15 protein-coding genes are annotated in these 23,670 nt (G+C 43.4%); 11 read left to right on the top strand and 4 right to left on the bottom strand.

Annotated features, from left to right (window positions below):
* Positions 1-105 precede the first annotated feature (105 nt).
* Positions 106-2,043, top strand: a complete 1,938-nt coding sequence (gene gyrB / locus V7K40_RS13910; RefSeq protein ID WP_334960459.1) for a DNA topoisomerase (ATP-hydrolyzing) subunit B — start codon at positions 106-108, stop codon at positions 2,041-2,043.
* A 1,897-nt stretch (positions 2,044-3,940) separates the two neighbouring features.
* Entirely contained in the window at positions 3,941-5,107 is a 1,167-nt protein-coding gene (gene rpoD / locus V7K40_RS13905; protein WP_273766849.1) for an RNA polymerase sigma factor RpoD, read from the top strand.
* Between the two features lie 117 nt (positions 5,108-5,224).
* Here the strand turns inward: rpoD and V7K40_RS13900 are convergent, their stop codons facing one another.
* Both V7K40_RS13900 and gyrA read right to left on the bottom strand, forming a co-directional pair.
* A complete protein-coding gene (locus V7K40_RS13900; RefSeq protein WP_104904897.1) occupies positions 5,225-5,410 on the bottom strand; it encodes a chlorophyll a/b-binding protein in 186 nt (61 codons plus the stop codon).
* An 807-nt stretch (positions 5,411-6,217) separates the two neighbouring features.
* Positions 6,218-8,767 (bottom strand): DNA topoisomerase (ATP-hydrolyzing) subunit A, encoded by a 2,550-nt coding sequence (gyrA, locus tag V7K40_RS13895; protein ID WP_334960457.1) that lies wholly within the window; start codon positions 8,765-8,767, stop codon positions 6,218-6,220.
* A 284-nt stretch (positions 8,768-9,051) separates the two neighbouring features.
* Between gyrA and V7K40_RS13890 the strand changes: the two genes are divergently transcribed.
* Positions 9,052-9,456: a response regulator gene (locus V7K40_RS13890; protein ID WP_334960455.1), complete on the top strand. Its 405-nt coding sequence runs from the start codon at positions 9,052-9,054 to the stop codon at positions 9,454-9,456.
* Positions 9,457-9,661: 205 nt separating this feature from the next.
* On the opposite strand, the gene V7K40_RS13885 is transcribed toward V7K40_RS13890, so the two are convergent.
* A complete protein-coding gene (locus V7K40_RS13885) occupies positions 9,662-10,540 on the bottom strand; it encodes a tetratricopeptide repeat protein (protein WP_334960453.1) in 879 nt (292 codons plus the stop codon).
* A 145-nt stretch (positions 10,541-10,685) separates the two neighbouring features.
* On the opposite strand from V7K40_RS13885, the gene V7K40_RS13880 reads away from it, so the two are divergent.
* The 8 genes from V7K40_RS13880 (at position 10,686) to V7K40_RS13845 (ending at position 20,919) form a co-directional block, all read left to right on the top strand.
* A complete protein-coding gene (locus V7K40_RS13880; RefSeq protein ID WP_334960451.1) occupies positions 10,686-11,324 on the top strand; it encodes a TetR/AcrR family transcriptional regulator in 639 nt (212 codons plus the stop codon).
* Between the two features lie 303 nt (positions 11,325-11,627).
* Entirely contained in the window at positions 11,628-12,179 is a 552-nt protein-coding gene (locus V7K40_RS13875; protein WP_334960449.1) for a hypothetical protein, read from the top strand.
* A gap of 101 nt (positions 12,180-12,280) precedes the next feature.
* Positions 12,281-13,882, top strand: a complete 1,602-nt coding sequence (locus tag V7K40_RS13870; protein WP_334960447.1) for an efflux RND transporter periplasmic adaptor subunit — start codon at positions 12,281-12,283, stop codon at positions 13,880-13,882.
* A 31-nt stretch (positions 13,883-13,913) separates the two neighbouring features.
* Positions 13,914-15,185, top strand: a complete 1,272-nt coding sequence (locus V7K40_RS13865) for an ABC transporter permease (protein ID WP_334960620.1) — start codon at positions 13,914-13,916, stop codon at positions 15,183-15,185.
* Positions 15,186-15,241: 56 nt separating this feature from the next.
* Positions 15,242-15,913, top strand: a complete 672-nt coding sequence (locus V7K40_RS13860) for a VOC family protein (RefSeq protein ID WP_334960445.1) — start codon at positions 15,242-15,244, stop codon at positions 15,911-15,913.
* 178 nt (positions 15,914-16,091) lie between these two features.
* Positions 16,092-16,763: an ABC transporter ATP-binding protein gene (locus V7K40_RS13855; RefSeq protein ID WP_273766836.1), complete on the top strand. Its 672-nt coding sequence runs from the start codon at positions 16,092-16,094 to the stop codon at positions 16,761-16,763.
* A gap of 97 nt (positions 16,764-16,860) precedes the next feature.
* Complete coding sequence (locus tag V7K40_RS13850; protein WP_334960442.1) at positions 16,861-18,294, top strand: TolC family protein; 1,434 nt, start codon at positions 16,861-16,863, stop codon at positions 18,292-18,294.
* Between the two features lie 1,065 nt (positions 18,295-19,359).
* Positions 19,360-20,919, top strand: coding sequence for a GMC family oxidoreductase N-terminal domain-containing protein (locus V7K40_RS13845; RefSeq protein ID WP_334960440.1), 1,560 nt, complete (start codon positions 19,360-19,362; stop codon positions 20,917-20,919).
* Positions 20,920-21,086: 167 nt separating this feature from the next.
* Here the strand turns inward: V7K40_RS13845 and V7K40_RS13840 are convergent, their stop codons facing one another.
* Entirely contained in the window at positions 21,087-23,348 is a 2,262-nt protein-coding gene (locus V7K40_RS13840) for a cation:proton antiporter (protein ID WP_334960438.1), read from the bottom strand.
* Between the last annotated feature and the right edge of the window lie 322 nt (positions 23,349-23,670).

The raw sequence follows: 23,670 nt of genomic DNA, 5'->3' as shown, positions 1-23,670 counted from the left end.
AAATGCCCTACAGACGCCAGCAAGGCTTTTGTGTTACAATTTTGGAGTGTTTTGACTTTTATTTGCCTTTTGGCGAGTTCAACCCCACGCATCAGGAGAGTTTACATGACGAGCAGTTACAGTGCCGATCAGATTCAAGTTCTGGAAGGTCTGGAAGCCGTCCGCAAACGACCAGGAATGTACATCGGTACTACCGGGCCGCGAGGACTCCACCATTTAGTTTACGAGGTGGTGGACAATTCAATCGATGAGGCTTTAGCGGGTTATTGCACCCATATAGAGGTGGATCTCAACGCTGATGGTTCCGTGACTGTAACAGATGATGGTCGCGGTATTCCCATCGATACTCACTCGCGCACGGGGAAATCGGCTTTGGAAACCGTGATGACGGTACTGCACGCTGGTGGTAAGTTTGGCGGCGGTGGTTACAAAGTTTCTGGAGGATTGCACGGGGTTGGTATTTCTGTTGTTAATGCCCTATCTGAGGTTGTAGAAGTTACGGTTTGGCGAGATAAAAAGGTTCATATCCAACGCTATGAACGCGGTATCCCAGTTACTGAACTGCAAGTCAAGCCTTACAAAGAAGCTAGAACCGGAACTTCTGTCACCTTTAAGCCAGATACCCAAATCTTTACAATTAGCATTGAGTTTGATTACATCACTTTATCAGGTCGCCTACGCGAGTTGGCGTATCTGAATGCAGGTGTCAAAATTACCTTTACTGACCATCGTTTAGAACTGCTAAAAAGCGATACACCGAAAGTAGAATCCTACAATTACGAGGGTGGTATCAAAGAATATATCACTTACATGAACCGTGAGAAGCAGCCGCTGCATGAAGAAATTATCTATGTGCAGGGGGAACGGAACAATGTACAAGTGGAAGTTTCTTTGCAATGGTGTACTGATGCTTACACGGATAATGTTCTAGGTTTTGCCAACAATATTCGCACGGTTGATGGTGGTACGCACTTAGAAGGGTTGAAAGCGGTTCTGACTCGGACATTAAATGCGATCGCCCGCAAGCGCAATAAAATTAAGGAAAATGAACCAAATCTCAGTGGTGAACACGTCCGCGAAGGTCTAACTGCGATTATTTCCGTTAAAGTCCCAGACCCAGAATTTGAAGGACAAACCAAGACTAAACTTGGTAATACCGAAGTTCGGGGAATAGTCGATTCTTTAGTGGGAGAAGTCCTCACTGAGTATCTAGAATTTCATCCCAGTATCGCAGACTCAATTTTAGATAAAGCTATCCAAGCTTTCAAAGCCGCAGAAGCAGCCCGTCATGCGCGGGAATTAGTTCGACGCAAATCAGTACTGGAATCTTCGCCATTACCTGGCAAATTGGCAGATTGCAGTTCTCGTGACCCCAGCGAATCTGAGATATTCATCGTGGAAGGGGATTCAGCCGGTGGGAGTGCCAAACAAGGACGCGATCGCAGCACTCAAGCTATCTTGCCTCTACGTGGTAAAATTCTCAACATTGAAAAAACCGACGATGCCAAAATTTATAAAAATAACGAAGTCCAAGCGTTAATTACAGCCCTCGGTTTAGGTGTCAAAGGTGATGAATTCGATTCCACCCAACTGCGCTATCACCGCATAGTAATCATGACGGATGCTGACGTAGATGGAGCGCACATCCGGACTTTGTTGTTAACATTCTTCTATCGATATCAGCGATCGCTGATCGAACAAGGCTTTATTTATATTGCTTGTCCTCCACTGTATAAAGTAGAACGGGGACGTAATCATGAGTACTGCTATAGCGATCGCGAAAAAAATCAAGCAATCAGCAAATTTCCTGCTAACGCTAACTATACCATCCAACGCTTCAAAGGTTTGGGTGAAATGATGCCACAACAACTCTGGGACACCACCATGAACCCAGAGACTCGCAAAATGAAGCAAGTCGAAATTGAGGATGCCGCAGAAGCTGATCGCATCTTCACAATTTTAATGGGCGATCGTGTCGCACCCAGACGAGAATTCATCGAAACCTATGGTTCTAAACTCAACTTCACCGATCTAGATATCTAATATCAATTCCCTGACACTACTCCAATAATTTGTGACATTGGTAATGGGTGAAAACGTATCACCCATTACTTTTTTTATAGTGTCTAAATCCCCATCTAATACCAATTCACAATTCGCAATTCGCAATTCGCAATTAAAAAACTTAGATGCAGCAAGACTTTCATGGTTTACATCTGTTTCATTATTTTAGTGAATTGGTATAATCTATAGTACTCCTAAATCATTCGTAAAAAACAAGATCCTCGACTTCGTAAAAGTTGTCGGGAATTTGTGGCTTTCAAGTATTGATTAAGATTTCTGGAATAGACTTTTGGTAAAGACTTTATATCCCAATACGCCTGGGTTAAGGCTTGATCCTCCCTAACCCTTCTTAAAAAGGAGGGAATTAAAGCAAGCCTTTTTAAGGGGAACGGGCGCAGTCTTCTCCCTACAGCCCTTCTCAAAATAGGAGACGCTCTTGCATTCTGCGTTCGGGCATCCTACCGCAGGTGCTAGCCTTTGGCAATGTGAGAAGGGCGTTAGATGAGTGCTCATAATCATATAATTTGCTTATTGTCAATATTTTACAAAAATTTAATTTCTATTATTAGCAATACTACCAACTTTATTGGAAATTTAGTCAGACAATACTCTTTGCACTAACTGGCTAATTAATTTCGCCCACCAGCTATAAACACATTTGTTATGCTTTAATAAAATAACTAAATATTATCTATCAAACAACAATTAATTAAATATCTTGAGGATTTCTCATAATAAGATGACAGAAACTTACTGAAACAAAAGTATTTAAATTTACAATTTTATTACTTAAAAAAGCTTTGTAACCAAATCATCAGGCAATATTCTGGGTTCTCTCTGTTCGAGGTGATGGCTGTTGGAAGCAGACACCATCTGGCTGAAAACTTGTTAATATCTTCATGTACTACGGTAGCGATCACTATTGTATCGTATGTATCTAATGAACTTTTGTCTTAAATAGGACTATATTGGTAAGTTCGCAGACAAATCGTTTTTGAATTGATTAAAATATCTTTGTATACAATAAGAAGAGTTTGTCAAGTTTCATAGGGCTGAAATCGCCACAGTGCGCTAACCTGTGAATAAGGCCGAATTAGTTAAACCTAAATTGATCTGCTATCAGGTTGATTATGCCACAGCCTCAACTCCTCAGTTAAGGTAATTAGTACGCAGAAGGTTAACTGCTTTCAGGCAAGCACCATCACCCTTGTTGTATTTACCCAAGGTCAAGACCTGCTTTAGTCTAAGGAATGCGTAATTTATGAAGGAAATGTAAAAATGGATAAATTAAGACTTGTCGTCTGAGTTAACATACAATGCCCTCTTTCTAAGTAATTAATGTTGTGTAAAATACATGAAATTCGGCAAGAGCAAGCGTACTTACTTCGTAATGTAATAAGAGCGTCACTGCAATTCCGAAAAGTGGAGAAAAAATTTCAGGGTATAATTCCCGTTTTTAATGTCTTTTTGGTAATGGTGGCTAACAATTGCTGTGGGAGTTCATGATTAATACACAAAAAGAGTGCAATTTCTGTGAAACAGGCTACAATCGGAAGAGTCTTTATAGGAAAATCTGCCAAAAGTCTGAAATTGTTTGTATAGATTGGCAAGTTTGTTGATAAAGGCGAGTCTTTTTTTTGACCAGTTAGTTGAAAGCAGTATGTGATAGCAACACATATAACATTTACTAAGGTGAGTAAGTCGCCTTTAATAGTTGCTTAAACTAAAAAACCCTCCGACTGGAGGTGCAAAACGTCCGAAAATATTTTTGGCAAATCTGCCAAAAAGCTTATTTTCGATTGACAACTAGCTCGTTTAAAAGAGCAGTAAACACATCTTGAGTAATTGATTCTGCAAGGAGCATGAGGAACGCGGCATGAACCAGGCTAACAACGTACTCGAAAGCTATCAGCCTGACCTAGAAATAATGAATCAGCCTGAGCTCGAGTTAGAAGAACTCTTAATAGACGATGAAGAGGACTTGCTGATCATCGATGAAGGTGACGATGAATTTTTAGAGCCTCAGTCTGATGAGGACGACGCAAAGTCTGGAAAAGCCGCTAAATCGCGTCGTCGGACACAAAGCAAGAAAAAGCATTACACTGAAGATTCAATTCGGCTTTACTTGCAAGAAATTGGTAGAATTCGGCTGTTGCGGGCAGACGAAGAAATTGAATTGGCACGGAAAATAGCCGATTTGCTGGAATTAGAGAGGGTGCGGGAAAGACTCTCAGAACAGTTGGATCGCGATCCTCGAGATAGTGAATGGGCAGAAGCAGTGCAACTACCACTACCAGCCTTTCGTTATCGCTTGCATGTTGGTCGCAGGGCGAAAGACAAGATGGTGCAATCTAACCTGCGTCTTGTGGTTTCAATTGCTAAGAAATACATGAATCGTGGTTTGTCATTCCAAGATTTAATTCAGGAAGGCAGTCTCGGTTTGATTCGTGCCGCTGAAAAGTTTGACCACGAAAAAGGTTACAAATTCTCTACATACGCTACCTGGTGGATTCGTCAAGCAATTACCCGCGCGATCGCAGATCAATCCCGCACTATTCGCCTTCCAGTTCACCTCTACGAAACCATCTCTCGGATTAAGAAAACTACCAAGCTGCTGTCTCAAGAAATGGGTCGCAAACCCACTGAAGAAGAAATCGCCACTCGCATGGAAATGACCATTGAGAAGTTGCGGTTTATTGCTAAATCCGCCCAGTTACCCATTTCACTAGAAACGCCCATTGGGAAAGAAGAAGATTCTCGATTGGGCGATTTTATTGAATCAGATGGTGAGACACCAGAAGACCAAGTTTCCAAAAATCTTCTGCGGGAAGACCTTGAAAAAGTCCTCGACAGTCTCAGTCCTCGTGAACGCGATGTTCTCAGACTGCGTTACGGCTTGGATGATGGTCGGATGAAGACCCTTGAGGAAATCGGACAGATTTTCAACGTCACCCGCGAACGGATTCGTCAAATTGAGGCAAAAGCACTCCGCAAGTTACGCCATCCAAATCGCAACAGCGTTCTCAAGGAATATATTCGATAATTATTAGTCATTAGTCATTTGTTTAAAGCGAATGACTAATCACAAAGAAATAAAAAACCTGGTAGTGAATTAGCACTCCAGGTTTTTTTATTTATAGGTCATCTTGAATATTAAAACTTATAGGATGCCCCAAAAATGCAGAAAGCCTTGACCAGAAAAAAGCTCAACCAAAACGGCTGCCAAAAAGCCAATCATTGCCAAGCGACCGTTCCAGATTTCTGCTTGTGGGGTAAAGCCCCAGCGCCAAGCGTTGCGATCTTCAATTACAGGAGTAGTTACTTTTGTTGTGCTTGCATTTGTCATAGTTGGGACTCCAAACTTAATTCTTAAGGTTTGTTGCTTTATGTAAACTAATATAACAAATATTTTTCTAAAGGCAACATTTTTTATACTTTTATTTCTATAGCTTGATATAAGCTTGACATAAATAGAGACAGCAATTTATACAAATTAAAACATCTGCCTTCGGTTAGATTTACAGAGGTAGAAAAAATGATTTTTGGATTTTTCCCGCCATAAACAATATTAACTTATTGCCATTAATTATCAAATATTTTATTTGGATTGGTTGATTTTCCAAAAAGTTTGTTATTTTACAATTTTAACCTATTGATAATTAATGGAGATATTTGGAGTCAAAAACACTTAGGAATGTCGATTAAACAAAATGCAAAACTATTTTTCGATCTGATTTGTCACGAAAAACATGACTCTCGCGCTTAACGCACCATGTTATGAGCGGTGCGTTAGGTTAAAGCCGTAACACATCCTAACTTTTGATTTACTTTATAAATGGTCTTTTAGAGGTCTTTTGATTCAGCTCGTTAAACGAACACCACATGAGCTATCGAACTCACGTTTGCTTAAGGGACTTCCAAATAAAAAAATACTCCGCAAGATTAGATAATTTATTTGTTGGAAATCCCTAAGTAAAAGTTGCTGCCCAGATCCCCGACTTCTTGAAGAAGTCGGGGATCTAAATCTAACTTAGGTAAGCACCATCTCAATATTTTATGCTGCCAATTTGGGAGGCGGCAGCCCTTTCAAAAGGCATTTCCAGTCGGAGACTTTTAATAAGGCCAACCCTACAAAAATAGAAACTCACCTTGATTACGATCGCACTTCGGCAACGGTGATGATTTTTTCATCGCGGTTAAGTTGGAGGATGCTTTCACCTTTAACATCTCTACCTAAGATCGGCACTGTTTCCACAGGTATCCGCACCACCCGCTCTTTATTCGTCACTAAAGCTACCTCACCAGAGGCGATCGCCATGACCATACCAGCTAAGTTGTCAGTTTTGCTGGCAAATCTCAGCGCTTGCGTGCCTAAATCACCGCGATTAGCCCCTCTTAACTGACTCGCAGCCATTCGCTTGGCATATCCTTCTTGAGTAACTAGCAGCAGCTGGTCATCTTTGGCGACAGTCACACAGCCAACCATTTGCTGATTTTTCAATAACCGAAATGCTTGTAAACCCATCGCTGTGCGACCCATAATCGGCAATTGTTCATCATTGACTGCAAAGCGCAACAGTCGCCCACCTGAACTAGCTAAAATCAGATGCTCCCCTGGAGTGGTGAACTGGGTAAATGACAATTCATCATCGTCTTTGAGCTTCAAAATCGTGATTCCGCGCCGAGTCAGGTTAGTAAATTCTCCTAGAGACAAACGCTTAATTCGTCCCTGTTTTGTTAAAAGAATCATCTGGCTAGTTTCGAGATTTTCCGGCAGCAAAAAGCGGCTGACCACAGCTTCTTGGGCACCTTGAGCAGTACTACTGAGCATAGTAATCAAAGGTTTTCCCCGTGGAGAACGTCCAGTGGTTGGAGGAATTTCTCTCACCTTTATGGGATAAACTTTGCCGCCAGTAGTTAGTATTAGCAAGTCTTTCTCTGTGTCAGTTAACACAGTTTGGATAATGAAGTCATTATCATGTAGACCATTTTCAGCTTTTGACTTTCTCGCAGATGGCTGAGTGCGGCGCACATAACCCCGTTGGGTAAACTCTAAAACTGCTTCCTCTGCTGGCTGTTCTAATTTTGGATTTTGGACTTCGGATACGCTCAGTCGAACGATTTTGGATTTTGGATTTTCCTCACCATCCTCTACTCGTTGTCCCCTTATGCCTTTGTCCTCTTGTATCCTTGTCTCACTGCTGGTAGGCGCTAACTTGGTACGGCGGGGATCGCTGTACTTGCGCTTGAGCGATCGCAAATCTTTTTTCAGCGCCTTGAGTAATTCTCGGCGATCGTTCAGCAATTGCTCTAACAATCTAATTTGTTCACTTAGCTGCTCAAATTCCTGCTGCAAATTTTGCTGTTCTAAACTGGTGAGGCGGCGCAATGGCATAGCCAAAATTGCATCTCCTTGTACCTCACTCAAATCCAGTTGGCTACAAAGATTAATTTTTGCCGTACTACCATCGGGAGCTTGGCGTAAAATTCCAATTACCTGATCCAAATTAGACAGTGCTTTGAGTAAACCTTCTACCAACTGCACACGACTTTGGGCCTTCCCTAACTCGTAATTGTAGCGACGGTTCAGCGTCTGTTCTCGAAAACTCAAAAACTCCTGCAACAGTTGACGCAAACTTAACTGGCGCGGTTGTCCATCTACTATTGCTAGGAGAATTGCCCCAAAAGTCATTTGCAAAGCAGTTTGGTGATATAAATGCTGGAGAACTTCTTGGGGATTGGTATCGCGTTTGAGTTCAATTACTACCCGCATCCCTTCGCGATCACTCTCATCTCGAAGATCAGAAATTCCTTGCAGGCGACCTTGATTTACTAAGTCCGCTACCTTCTCAATCCAGGCAGCCTTATTCACTTGATATGGCAATTCTGTAATGATAATTGCCGTCCGTCGCTTGCTTCCCCTAGTGGCTGGAATTTCCTCTAGAGTCGCAACTCCCCGCAGCAAAATCCCACCCTTACCTGTGGTGTATGCTTCCCGAATTCCAGTCTCATCAATTATTTCTCCACCAGTGGGAAAGTCTGGCCCTGGAATTAACTCGAATAACTTTTCATCTGACAAATCTGGGTTGTCGATTAAGGCAATTAACCCATCGACAATTTCCCCCAAGTTATGCGGTGGTACATTTGTCGCCATGCCCACGGCAATACCAGAACAGCCATTGAGCAACAGAAACGGCAACTGAGCAGGTAGCACTGTTGGTTCTTGCTGGGAATTATCGAAGTTGCCAACAAATTCCACAGTTTCTTCGCCAATTTCTGTCAGCATTCCCTCATGGCTGATGGGTGCCAGGCGCGTTTCTGTGTAGCGCATCGCCGCTGGCGGGTCATTATCGACGCTGCCAAAGTTACCGTGTCCTGCTAGTAAAGGATAGCGGCTAGAAAAGTCCTGCACCAGCCTCACTAAAGCATCGTAAACTGATTGGTCGCCGTGAGGATGGTATTTACCTAACACATCACCCACCACACGGGCACATTTTCGATAAGGTCTATCTGGTATCAAACCAAGTTCGTGCATTGCATACAGAATGCGACGATGCACTGGTTTTAAGCCATCACGCACGTCTGGTAGCGCTCGCCCGACAATCACGCTCATGGCATATTCTAGATAAGACCGTTGCATCTCGGTGTGCAGGGCTGTTGTAATGACCTGTCCCGTTGAGAGAAGGTTTAACTGTTTTGCCATGAGTTTTTTCCCTGAAATTTAACTACACAAAAGCCGGCGGAACCCAATATTGCAGCAACCACAGCATAACGGATCAAATAGGATTCATGACAAAATTTTGATGGTTACAGAAGAAAAAGCAGTAGTATCATCCTTGATAACGAGGATGCAGATTGACTATTAAAAAGGATGCACACGAGTATAATCTATATACACTTAGTAGCCATGATACTTACCATGATTGGATTTGTTAATTTTAAATTCTTGAATTCTTGAATTCCCTCACCTCTATAAGTAAAATTCTCATGAAAACTGTTTTAATTGTCGAAGACGATTTAATTAATGCTCGCGTTTTTTCCAAGATTTTGTCCAAGCGTGGCGGCTTGGGTGTGAAACACACTGAAAATGTGGAAGAAGTCATAAAAATTGCCCAATCTGGAGAAGCAGACCTAATTTTGATGGATGTTTCTTTGTCTAGAAGTGTTTACCAAGGTAAGTCTGTTGATGGAATCAAGATTACACAAATGTTAAAATCTGATCCAAAAACAGCAAACTTACCTGTTATTTTGGTGACGGCACATGCTATGGAAGGCGATCGCGAGAACTTTCTCAAGCAAAGCGGCGCTGATGGCTACATTTCTAAGCCAGTTGTTGACCATCAACTGTTTGTTGACCAAATCATCGCACTTCTACCCACAGAGGACCACTAAGAATTAACGACTTATTTCAGGAATACTCGCCCAAAAACGTTTTTGGGCGAGTATTCCTGGATTTAGTTAGTATATATGTACTACAAAAAGGTGCGATTAAGCAAGTGGTAATCGGAAAGTTATGAGTTAGGAGTTGAAATATTGAACTGCCAACTCCTAACTTTTAACTTCTAACTCCTAATTCAGCACTCATAACTCAGTATTCCTATTGGGTAGGCTGTTGTTCAGGGGCTGATGATGAGTTATCTCGTTGCAGTAGGGCTGCTTGAATACCGGGTGATTCTAGAAATTTTTTCGTATCAGACAGTAGGCGATCGCCCCAGAGATTTTCTTTGAGGAAATCCAAACTAGCATAGCGCTGATCGATGCGGAGTGCAGCTTCTCCAAAGGTTAGTCCTTGTTGGCGATCACCTTTAGTATACAGTGCCACTGCCAAGGCTAATAAAGGTTCTGCGGCTTGCTTCTCTAGGGTTACAGCAGATTGCCATCGCTTAATTGCTCCAGGGGTATCACCCTGTTCGTAGTTGATTAAGCCAATATTGTTCAGCGCCGGCCAGAATTTTTTATCTTGTGAGACGGCTTTATTGTACTGTGTGATCGCATCTGGGAATCGACCCAGCAGAAAGTAAGCATTACCCAAATTAAATAACCCTTCTGGATCATTGGGTTTTAATTTCAAACCGTCTTGGTAATTGACAACAGATGCCTGGTAATTTTTCTGCTGAAAATTAGCTGAACCCAAAGCAAACAGAATCTCACCATTTTTGGGGTTGATAGATTGCGCTTTTTTCAGGCTAGTGATCGCTGCGTCAAAATCTTTAGTTTGTAGCTGCAATCCACCTAAGAGCAACCACACCTTCTCATTTTTGGAAGCCAGGTTACTAGCCAGCCGCGCTAGTGGCAAAGCTAATTCAACCTGTTGAAACTGAGCGAGTTGAGCCGCTTCCTGTGCCAACCTCAACCCCTGCTTCTCTGCATCTACTTGCAATGTATGGGGTATTAATGCCTGCGCGTTAGCGGCTTGTGGCATACTCCACAAACTACAGACCATTAGAAGAGAAATCAAACGAACATATTTAGGCACACTACCGCCTTTAAGCCACTAATCAAAGAATCTTTCAGCTAGCTTAAACGATCTGGGCTGTTGACGGTAGTAAAATCTTACGTCATTAGTTCTTGACATCCCAAGCACAAAGGCAATAAATTAATAAGTAACCACTTACTTATTTATGCCTCGGATACCTAGAATCACCAATCAGCAAATCTTAGAAGCGGCTCGGCAAGTTTTCCTGCAACAAGGATTTGGTGCTTCAACCTTAGAAATTGCTCAACAAGCTGGTATTTCTGAAGCTTCAATTTTCAAGCGATTCTCAACGAAAGAAGAATTATTTTTTGCGGCGATGGGAATTCCAGAAAAACCCCTGTGGGTGAACGAGTTGGAATCTCTTTGTGGCAAAGGCGATCTCAAAGAAAACCTTATCAATATTTGTCTCCAGATTATGGAATTTTATCACCAGGTGCTGCCTCGGATCATGATGCTGCGATCGCGAGGCAATGCGATCACAGAACTTGGAGGTAAAGAACCAAAACCCATGCGAGATGTCAAAGTACTGACTGCTTTCCTAGAGCGTGAGATCAACCAAGATCGCCTTCGCCCTTGCGATCCCCAGACAGTGGCTCATATTTTACTAGGATCGCTGATGAACTATGTTTTCTTAGAGCAGATGTCATCTAAAGTCAGTATGGCAACTGCTGAATCAGGAATAGAAACTTACTTAAATTCTGGAGCTCCTACCACGGAAGTATCAGTATTTGTCCTAAGTCTTGTGGATATAGTCTGGCAAGGAATTGCACCAAGCCAGGATTAAGTAAACTGAGGCAAGGAAGCTCTTACACAGGGACGCAAAAAGATTTTTAGAAATATTTTCTGGCATCTTTCCTTACCCACTCCCCATTAGAAAACTGGTGACTTTCGTCATACATTAGTCTGTAATTACTAGTGACTTTCGTCATACATCAGTTTTGACTTTTTGAGCAATAATTATTATGTATGAATTTATACGAGATATTAAATATTAGACATCTTGATGCCAAAACAAAAGCAACTGTTTAAATCACTGAATCGGAACCTCAGCAAAATAGAACTTTAATCTAAATAAGGAGTCAATTCCATGTTTAAAGCAAACCGTGTATCGATAGTTTTAGCAGCTGCTGCCCTGATCATTGTTCCCACTCTCTTGACTGCGCCTGCAAGTGCCCAGACAAAAGTCTACGTTGTTGGTGAACGTGATCAAGATTGGGATCGCGACGGCAGACGCAACTATAGAGAAGACAGCAACCCTGGAGACAGGCGCAATTGGAACCGCGACGGCAGATCCTATCCTGGAGAAGTCAGAAACCTGAGAGACAGGGGTAATTGGAACCGCGACGGCAGATCCTATCCTGGAGAAGTCAGAAACTCTAGAGATCGGGGCAATTGGAACCGCGACAACCAATCTTATAGCAGAGTAGTCAGACTTGGTAATGGTGACATCAGATATCCCAATGGGCAAATTATTCCTGCTAGATCCATAGCCAGACTGCGTAATCAAGGTTATTTCAGACTTCCCAACGGGGATATTCTTCTTCCCAATCAGGAAATTGTTCCTGCTGAGAGATTAGTTAGAGAGCGTGATGGTTACTACAGACTTCCTAGTGGATTGGTACTGCAAATAAACCTTTAAAACACTAAAAACTCAAAATCATTGTCAGTATAGGGCTACCAGGTTATAGTTTTAGCCGTGAATAACTAGCTCGGTAGCCGTTCTTTATAGACAAAACGGATATGAAAATTGATACATCAAATACCGTAGATTCCTCAATTTTGGTTCCAAAGGTAAAGAAAAAAAAGGGCAGACGTAATTGGCTCTCTTGGCTAATTGCTCTTTGCCTTTTGGGTGGAATTGGCTATGGAGTTTATTACCAAGTAACAGTTGTTTCCCGTCAAGAAGCCAGACGCCGGGTGCTGACAAGGCCTGTAGAAAGGCAGAGTTTAACAATCACAGTTTCAGCGAACGGAACGGTCAAGCCTGAGCGGTCAATCAACCTCAGCCCGAAAAATTCAGGTATCTTGAAAACACTGTTGGTAAAGGAAGGGGATCTCGTCAAACAAGGACAGATTGTAGCTTACATGGATGATTCCAACCTGCGGGGGCAGCTTACCTCCGCTCAAGGACAATTGGCACAAGCCGAGGCGAATTTGCAAAAGGCGATCGTAGGCAATCGCCCTCAAGATATTGCTCAAGCACAAGGAGTATTAGACGAAGCTGAGGCGAATCTGCAAAAGGTACAAGCAGGCAATCGCTCTCAAGATATTGCCCAAGCACAGGCCCGCTTGCAAAGCGCTCAAGCCACCCTTCGCCAAGCAGCAGATGATTTTGTTCGTAATCAGCAACTTTACAATGCAGGTGGTATTTCCCTTCAGACTCTTAATCAAAACCGTGCCACTCGCGATAGCGCCCAAGCTAGTGTAAATGAAGTACAGCAAGCACTAGGGTTGCAAAAAGCTGGGTCACGTCCAGAAGACATCGAGCAAGCCCGAGCTGTGGTGAAGCAGAGACAGCAAGCTTTAGCGCTTCTGAAAGCAGGAACGCGCCAAGAAGATATTAACGCAGCCCGCGCCCAGGTAACATCTGCTCGCGGATCGCTGCAAAACATCCAAGCCGAAATCAATGACACGGTAATTCGCGCCCCCTTTGATGGTGTGGTGACCAAGAAGTTTGCTGATCCAGGCGCTTTCGTGACACCTACAACAGCCAGTAGTGAAGTAGCTTCTTCTTCTTCTTCTTCAATCTTGTCTCTAGCTTCAACAAATGAAGTTGTCGCAAATTTAGCGGAAACAAATATTTCCAAAACCCGCCTTGGTCAAAAAGTCTCGATTAAAGCAGATGCCTACCCAGGAAAAACCTTTGAAGGTAAAGTCAGCCAAATTGCTGCCCAAGCAATAGTAGAGCAAAACGTCACCAGTTTTGAAGTGAGAGTATCACTTTTAGACCCTCAAAGACTACTGCGGTCAGGGATGAATGCGGAAGTAGATTTTCAAGTCGGTCAAGTGGAAAATGTTTTAGTAGTGCCAACAGCCTCGGTGGTGCGCCAAGAAAATGCCACAGGTGTGTTTGTGCAAGGAAAAAATAACAGACCTGTGTTCACTCGCATTGAGACTGGCGTCACCGCGAATAACTTTACCGAAGTTAAGTCTGGATTGACAGGAAACGAAAGGGTATTGCTCAGTTTCCCACCAGGGTCACGTCCGCAATCAACACCAAGAGGAGGAGTTTTTCCTGGTCTAGGAGGAGGAGGAAGAGGAGCCGGCGGTGGTGGCGGTGGCGGTCGTTCAGGTGGTGGTTCTGCCGGTGGTGGTCGTTCTCAAGGCGGTGGTTCCCCTTAAAGTGAGTTTTAAATAAAACCTTATGTTTAAGATATTTAAGGGCTTTTACAAAGCTAAGAATACCCGCACAGTACCGTTGCTGGAAATCTTGACAATGGCGGCAGAGACTCTGTGGAGTAACAAATTACGCACAGGTCTAACTATGTTGGGCGTGATTATTGGGATTTCTTCGGTCATTGCCATTACTTCTGTCGGTCAGGGAGTGCAAAAGGGGGTTGAGCAACAGATACAAGCATTGGGTACAGATGTGATCCAAATCTTAGCGGGTGCTGCAAGAAGCGGGAATGTCCGTCAAGGAGTAGGTTCTAGCAGCACCTTGACTTGGGAAGATGCTAAGGCAATCGCTACACAAGCGCCATCAGCACAGATGGTTTCTGCTTATCTCCAACGGACTGCCCAAGTTGTATATGCAGGACAAAACACCTCAACAACCATTTATGGCACTGATTTGAACTACCCAGAAGTCAGAAATACTCACCCCCAACAAGGGAGATATTTTACCCAAGAAGAACTAGATACTGCCGCACAGCTTGCCATTCTTGGCCCCACAGTTCAAAAAACACTCTTTGCACAGGGTGTAAATCCGATCGGTGAGAGAATCCGAATTCAGGGAGAGGCTTATGAAGTAATTGGGGTGATGGAACCTAAAGGCGCTCAGGGACCGATGGATCGAGATGACCAGATTTTCATCCCTCTAACTAGTATGTCCAAGAGACTGGTTGGTAACAATGCCCTGGTAGGCGTTTCTGTAAGTGGAATTTTAGTCAAAGGCGCTAATCAGGAGCAGTTAGAAGCCGCTCAGTTTCAAGTCACTAATCTCTTACGGCTGCGTCACAACATTTATCCGCCGCAAGCTGATGATTTTCGGCTGACTAATCAAGCTGATATTGTTAGTACGTTTACTAGTATTGTGGGTTTATTTACAGTAATGGTAGTAGCGATCGCCGGAATTTCCCTGGTGGTTGGTGGAATTGGTATTGCCAATATTATGCTAGTTTCCGTGGTTGAGCGAACGCGAGAAATCGGGATTCGCAAAGCCGTAGGAGCCACCAATTCAGCCATCCTTAATCAATTTTTAGCGGAAGCGATCGTGATTTCCATTGTCGGCGGAGGTATTGGCATGGCGACTGGCGTTTTATTAGCTTTTGTAGCTGCAAATACTTTCAAATTTCCGTTTGTAATTTCTTTATTGTCGATCATTGCTGGCTTTGTACTCTCGTTAACCGTTGGCTTACTCGCTGGGGTAATTCCAGCCCGGAACGCATCCAAATTAGATCCAATCACCGCTTTACGTAGTGACTAAATAATTCAAACTGGAAAATTTAAAAATTAAAAACTTCTCTGAAAACAGGTAAATATATGCAACTTGAATTAGATCATATCTTTGTCTGTGTTGAACCAGAAGCACCAGCAGCAGATATACTAACTGCTTTTGGACTCACAGAAGGTAGTCGGAGAATTCATCGAGGTCAAGGGACTGCAAATGTTTGCTTCCTCTTTAATAATGCTTATCTTGAGTTACTTTGGCTTTTTGATGCTAACGAAATTCAGTCTCCTCTTGTTCGCCCTACAGGTTTGTGGTCACGTTGCCGTTGGCAAGAAACGCAGGCTTGCCCTTTTGGCATTTCCTTGCGGCCAACAGCATCAAATTTACAAGAAATACCATTTCCTACTTGGGATTACCATGCAGCATATCGGACACCAAAAGCTTCTATTCCGATCGCAACCAATAGTGACAATTTATCAGAACCATTGATTTTCATTTCACCTGCAACCCAAAAACCTACAAATTACCCGTTAGAACGGCGACCTTTTTTAGTTCATAAAGTTGGATTCAAAGAAATTACAGCATTACTAGTCACCTTACCCGGTGTTCAAAACTTTTCTGCTGAAGTGAGAACACTAATTGATCTGGGATTAGTGCAATTTTCACAAGGCCATTTTTACCAACTAGAAATAGAGTTTGATAACGCCAAGGAAGGTAATTCACAAGATTTTGGTTCGCAACTACCAATTTTGATTAGATGGTGATTATGGTTTTTGATTGCAATAACTACATTTTATTTACTGATAATTTTACATCTTAATATTGCAGATTATTTGCAAATAGCCTGGGGACTAAATTTTAATTATTCGCAGGTTATCCAGTCAATGTAATTTTTGAAAAATTAACAACCAACAATTAACAATTTATTAAGCCGAAATCAACATGACAACTATGATTTGGATGGAATCGATTACCAAAACCTATCACTTGGGAGAAGTTAGTGTTCCAATACTCAAGGGAATTCAACTCTCCATAGAGGAAGGGGAATACGTCTCCATTATGGGTGTATCAGGTTCGGGTAAATCGACGCTGATGAATATTTTGGGATGTCTGGATCGTCCCACAACTGGAGACTATATTTTTGAAGGCAGAAACCTGACGACTTTTGATGATGATGAATTAGCCTATATCCGCAACCAAAGAATAGGTTTTGTTTTCCAACAATTTAACCTATTGGCGCGGGCGACAGCGCTGGAAAACGTCATGTTACCAATGATTTACGCTAACTTGCCTAAGCCAAAACGCCGTCAAAGGGCATTAGAAGCCTTGGAAAAGGTAGGACTAGGCGCACGGATATCTAACCGTCCCAGTCAACTCTCTGGCGGACAACAACAACGGGTAGCTATTGCTCGTGCTTTGGTCAACCGACCTGCATTAGTTTTGGCAGATGAGCCAACTGGAGCTTTAGATACTGAAACATCTTATGAGGTGATGAGTTTGCTAACAGAACTTAATGACCAAGGGATCACAATTGTGATTGTCACTCATGAGCCAGATATCGCTGCTCAAACCAACAGGATTATTCGAGTTCAGGATGGTTTGATTGTAGGTTAATTTGTTAATATCAACCTTGGGAATTTAAAATTTAAACCTCTGTAAGTCAATCAGGTGATTGTATCCTCAAAGAAACCTAATTAATGACTACATCATCATGAATCTCAGCTTATTCTCTGTACATTCTACCTGGGTCACCGTAGCGTTGGCGGTAGCCTTGCCGTCAGGCATCGCTATTCTTCCAACTTTAGCAAGTGCAGTAACTCCCCCAAAAGCGCAGAATTCCTCAAGCTCTGTACAGGTTCCCGATTCCCTCAACCCCAATTCCAATCCTCTCCAATTTCCTACCAAACCGGAGGAAGTAAGGATTCAACAAACTGTGCCAATCAGTTTGGCACAGGCTTTGGAACTAGCAAAACGCAACAATCGAGACTTACAGATAGCCCTATTACAGTTAGAACGCAGTCGCTCGGCGCTACGCGAGTCTCAAGCTGCCTTGTTTCCTACTCTTGGTCTTGACAGCCGTGTGACTAATAATGGGAATGGTTTTACTAACAATTCATCTCAAGCCAGCACCACATTCAATGGTTCAGCACAACTGAATTATAACCTTTATACCTCCGGTAATCGAGAGGCAACTATCCGAGCAGCTGAAGAACAACTACGTGTAGATGAATTTAATGTTGAAACTCAGTCTCTTACAATTAGGTTGAATGCCAGCACTCAATACTACAATTTGCAACAAGCTGATGAATTAGTAAGAATTAATCGGTCTGCTGTGGCGAATGCCCAGGCTAGTTTGCGGGATACTCAAGCTAGAGAACAGGCTGGAGTGGGTACGCGGTTTGATGTGCTGCAAGCTCAGGTGAATTTAGCAAATGCCCAACAAGACCTGACAAATGCTATCTCACAGCAGCAAATTGCCCGTCGTCAGCTTGCCACCCTGTTAAGTTTGTCGCAGTCAGTTAATATCAGTGCAGCAGATCCCGTACAACTAGCGGGTCTTTGGCAGCCAACACTGGAACAAACTATTGTCCAAGCGTTTCAAAATCGTCCAGAATTGCCACTGTATTTGGCACAACGTAATATTTCCGAGCAACAGCGACGACAGGCGCTTTCACAGCTAGGGCCGCAAATTAGTTTGGTAAGCAACTACAACTTGCTAGATCGGTTTAATGATGGCGTCAGCATTACTGATGGCTATTCAGTAGGACTCCAAGGAAATGTAAGTTTGTTTGATGCGGGAGTAGCAAAAGCGCGTGCGGATCAGTCGAGAGCTAATATTGGGATTGCAGAGTCTCAATTTGCTAGCCAGCGCGACCAAATTCGCTTTGATGTAGAACAGTACTATTCTCAATTGCAATCCAATTTAAATAATGTGCAAACTTCTAGTGTGGCTTTAAATCAAGCCAGGGAAGCTGTGAATTTAGCAAGGCTGAGGTTCCAAGCTGGTGTGGGCACTCAAACCGAGGTAATTGATGCTGAAAATGACCTGACAAGAGCAGAAGGTAATCGAGTCGCAGCTATTTTAGATTACAATCGCGCTCTAGCTAATTTGCAAAGATCAGTCACTTCCAGAGGTTTGCGCTAAGGTCAAATCATTAAAGAAAAGTTTGCTTAGTACAGCATTTCATTAATTGCCAGCGAATTAAAGAAAGGCAATACCCTGCAATGCCAATGCATCGGGATGCATTATTAATGCGTCGGCTTGCATTGTTCACAAAGACAATCTAGTAGACCCTGCCGGGGAGGGAACAAGGCGATGCAAGTGAGGTCGGGCAAAAAACGTGCGATTGCCTTCGGCACAACCATACAGCCAATCACTAATAACTATCTTCAGTACAAAAATGCATTCATTACTTAATAAAAATTAAGTATAAACACATAAAAGATTGCAGCCGAAAAACGCTGTAAGTTCACGTCCATAATCAGAAATGGCATACGGTAATGGTATTTAATAATTTATGTACTTATAAGCGAATGTTTTAAAATGAAAACTCGTAATGCTTTCGTCATATTAACGATTTGTGTACTGTTGGGACTCACAACTACTTTCTTCGTGAATTAGCGATCGCAATCAAAGCAGTGTCTAAGGCATCGCGTGTTATAAAGATTGGTAGGGAGAAGATTATACATAAAAATGATAATGTGTAATCAAAAATTTCTCTGGAGTTGCGGAATGCCCTTGAAAAACCATGCATATTCAGTAAAATATACTGCACTTATCAGGTAGTACATGGAGCCACTAACTGCTGGTGTGATTACGCTAGGCGCAGTGCCAAAGGCAATCGCAACAAAGCCTTCGAAAATAGCTTTTGGAAAGACAATTGAGAAGCTGACACAAGCAACTCTAGCAAAGATAAAAGCGCTAGGTGACAAGATTTGGAACAAGCTTTGAGGTAAGCAAGAGGCAGTAATAGCTTTTGTAGAGGCAGAAAAAGGGTCAAGGGCTGATTTAGATCAGGCAGTTGGTTACTTACAAGAGATAATGAAATCTGACCCGAATTTTGCACAATAAGTAGAAAAATTAGCGTCAGAGATTCAGCATGAATCTCTGTGTTGGTCGTAATGTAACAGTCAGATTCGTAAACTTCAAGCTTTAACTAATCTTCAAGTTACAGTTCTTAAAGTAGTTGAATTTATAAGCGAGGATGTCATGGCTCAATATGACTATATTGTGATTGGTGCGGGTTCGGCAGGCTGCGTTGTCGCCAACCGGATGACACAAGATACTGAAACAACCGTGTTATTACTCGAAGCTGGCAACCCGGATACTAAACCAGAGATTCAAATCCCGTTGTCATCCCCCGACCTACCCGGCTCGGAGGTGGACTGGGGATATTTCTCCCAACCAGAACCGTACCTGAATAACCGCAAAATCTTTTGTCCCCGTGGCAAAGTCTTGGGTGGCAGCAGTTCGATTAATTCCATGGTTTATATCCGGGGCAATCATCACGATTATGACCACTGGCACTCATTGGGGAATCCTGGTTGGAGTTATCAAGATGTATTGCCCTATTTCAAGAAATCTGAGAACCAGCAACGCGGTGCCGACGCATACCACGGAGTTGATGGGGAGTTGAGCGTCACCGATCTCCAAGAAAGTGCTGTGGTATCCCAACGATTTGTAGAAGCAGCCGTGGCAATCGGATATAACTACAATCCTGATTTCAATGGGATACAGCAATCAGGTGCGGGACTTTATCAGTTAACGGTCAAGGATGGAAAACGTCACAGTTCTGCTGCCGCATTTCTGGTGCCAATTCTCAAGCGTCCTAATTTAACAATAACCACAGGAGCTTTAGTGACTCGGTTATTGTTTGAGGGAACCCGCACCGTTGGGGTGGAATATATGCATCATGGTCAGCTGCACCAAGCATGGGTCAACGAAGAAGTGATTTTAAGTGCTGGTGCATTCGATTCGCCCAAGCTGCTGATGCTTTCCGGCATTGGCAATGCAGAACACCTGCAAGCAATGGGGATTCCTGTGGTCGTTGATTTGCCAGGTGTCGGTCAAAACCTCCAAGACCACTTTCTCGTTCCTGTGGCACATAAGGTAATCCAGGAGTTACACCCGGCAATGACCAGTAATTGTACCGCTGAAGCTGGATTGTTTTTGCATACCCAGAGTAATCAGGATGCTGCGCCAGATTTACAGTTTTTCTTTGGTAGGATTATGTGGGCAGTTCCTGCCTATGCCGATTATCGCATGGGATTCACGGTTGTGGTCAGTCCGACTCATCCCCAAAACATTGGGAGTGTCAGTTTGCCCTCACCTGACCCCAAAGACCCACCGATTATTCGGATCAACTATCTGCAAAGTCAATCCGATGTGCAAAAGGTCATTGAAGGAGTTAAAATAATGCGCAAATTGTTTAATACAAGTGCCTTTGATGAGTTTCGAGGTGAGGAAGTCGGTCCCGGTGCTGAGGTGACTAGCGATGAGGCACTCATCGATTACATCCGCTCAGTTTGCATTTCGGGGTATCATCCTGTCGGTACCTGTAAAATGGGAACTGACCCAATGGCGGTTGTCGATCCCGAACTCCGGGTACGCGGTGTTACGGGGTTGCGGGTTGTTGATGCATCGATCATGCCAACTCTGGTCGGGGGCAATACGAACGCGCCAACAATTATGATCGGCGAAAAAGGAGCCGATTTAATTAAAGCCGCTCAAGGCGTTTCACAGCAAGTACACAAAGTAATGGCAAACTAACTCGCTGGCGCGATCGCCTAAAGATAACGATGATTCACAAAAGCAAGATTCCGGAAACGCTCAACCGGGATTCCAGGGATCTAGCTCTTGAAGACACTCAAGCCTGTTCCCTGTTAAGAGTTCGCTGCTCTATATTCAAGCAAACTAAATGCATTTAATTAGAACGACTATGGCGTAGTAATTACCGCTACTGGGCAATGGGCTTTATTCAGAATTGCATCCACTCTATGACCGAAGAAAACGCGACCCGTTACCATTCGGATACTACTCCCGAGAATAATTAGGTCAACTTCCTTGGTTTGGGCAAACTTGAGGATTTCCCTTTCTGGGCTGGTTCCTTGAAGAATATAGGTTTTGACATCAGCACCCAGATTGCGGCCAGTTGCTGCTTGCTGTTCGAGCAGCTCATGGGCAATTTCTTTGACTGGAGCTAGCGATCGCTGTTCGTAAAGAATATACTCAACCTGTGGCATATTAATCACGTTAACGATCATAACTAATGCCCCTGTTTGAGCAGCGATCGTACTTGCCATCTCTACAGCATTTTTGCTATATTCTGTCCCTACCGTTGGCACCAAAATCTTTGTCAGCTTTTGTTGAGCGATTTTGCATATCTCGCCTTTGGTTTGGGGTAGGTGCGACTTCACCACCATTGTTGCACAAGGCGCTTCTTGTACTACGCGGTCTACAAGCAAATTGAACAATGCTTTCTGGGGGCGTATCTGTTCAGAGGCTCCCAGTACAATCAAGTTATAGCCTTTGTTCGCTTCATTCAGAATTACCTCCGCTTTACTGCGCCCAGACTCCGTTTTTGGTTGCAAGATAGTATCAGCAGGTAGCTGCATTTCCTCAGCAACAGAAGCCAGAGCTTGATCGGCGGCGGTGTCTTTTACCTGGGTTGCCGTCCGACGGGCTTTGTTTTGGGGCTGCTTGTCACTCAGGGCATATAGAGATGTAACTTCTATCGAGTTTTGGTGAGCCATGTAACCGACTAGTTGCGCCGCGAGTTGAATGTTAGGGCCACCGCTAGTTGGTATTAAGACACGCTGGATTTGCTTGATAAAGCTGTGGCTATCCTGTTCTTCTCGTTCCAAACGTCGAGCTTCCTCTTCACTCATAACCACCTTCGACAAAGACCAGCGCAAAAGGGGTGGAGCCATTAGGGAAGTGACGATCGCTACCATGACAATAATCGAGTACATCTGTGGATTCAGCACTCCCAGAGATAAACCAATCGTGGCAACGACAATTTCCATCGCCCCGCGAGCATTCATCCCGGAACCCATCGCCAAACCTTCCCAATGACTCAAGCCGCCGACGCGAGAACCAAGGTAAGCACCTGTAAATTTACCAACACAGGCGACAGCGAGAACAATCAAGCCAAATAGTAACGTCTGGGGGACTAACAGGGTTAGCAAGTTAACTTTCAAGCCAGCTGAAGCAAAGAAAATTGGCGCTAGAAAGGCTGCTGTGAATACTTCTAACATGTGTCCAGCTTCATTGCTAAAGCGACGGGATTGACCTGCCAGAATCCCCAGCACGAAAGCACCTAATGCTGCTTCTAGACCTAATGCGTGGGTAAGTGCTGCTGCGGAGAGCGAAAGAATCAGTACAACCGATATACTAGCGGAGATTCCGCCAACGTAGTCATCAACCCAGCGCAAAATCTGGTCTATAATAGTACGCCCAATGGTGAAGGCGATCGCTAGAAACAATACTGCTGCACTTACAGAATGGAAAATTGTCCCAAAGTCAAATTTGCCACTAGTAGCTAAACCTGAAACCACAGAAAGTAAAATCCAGCCGATGGTGTCGTCAGTCATACCAGCAGCTAAGGTGACTTGACCAATGTCACGCCGAATCAGGTTTAAGTCCATCAGCACTTTAGCAATCACTGGTACTGCTGAAATACTCATTGCTGTGGCGATAAATAGACTGAATACTAGTCGCTTTTCTGGCTCGGCTAAAAAATTATCTGGCAATAGCCAGCCCAGTCCAAATCCGGTGATAAACGGGACAATAATTCCGCCCAGTGAAATCAGCAGAGCCGTTTTACCCTTACTAAGAATCAGCTTGAGATCCGTCTCCAACCCAGTCACAATCAGTAAAAATAACACGCCTAACCAAGAAATTACCGAAAGTAAATTCGATTGTTCTTGACTTTTGGGAAAGATCTGCGCCTGTAAGTCTGGAAGGAGCAAACCAAATAGAGAAGGGCCAAGCAGCACACCCGCCAGTAATTCCCCAACAACAGGCGGGAGGTTAATTCGGCGCATCAACTCACCTAATCCCCGCGCTACCAGAAGCAACAGTGACAGTTGTACCAGCACCAACAGCAGTTCATGATGACCGAGAGGTTTAATTAAACCGTCACCTGCTACTTTCTGTGCAGCGAGTACAGGCACTAACATTAGGGACAGGTTTTGCATATAAGCGTCCAAAGATTGGATTACAAATTTTTCAAGGGGCTGCTTCAAGTAAATCTGAAAATGTTTAGTTTTACATCGGTCTAGGAGGTTAAACTGTCAGAAAATTTTGGATTTTAGACTTCGGCTACGCTCAGTCGAACGATTTGGGATTTTGGATTGACCCCACGGATAAATCCGCAAGTCTCAATACAGTTCAGTTAAGCATTTATTTCTTCTCTCGGTGTTCTCTGCGCCTCTGTGGTTCGATAAAAAATTGACTTTGACAAAAGATTTTAGCCTTAACCCAAGTGTATTGCACTTGCTCTGTACCTTCAAGAAATCA

Origin of the sequence: Nostoc sp., from assembly GCF_036917195.1 — a bacterium.
GTDB lineage: Bacteria > Cyanobacteriota > Cyanobacteriia > Cyanobacteriales > Nostocaceae > Nostoc.
The sequence above is the reverse complement of the archived record's forward strand: the minus strand, read 5'-3'. Positions and strand labels throughout refer to the sequence as shown.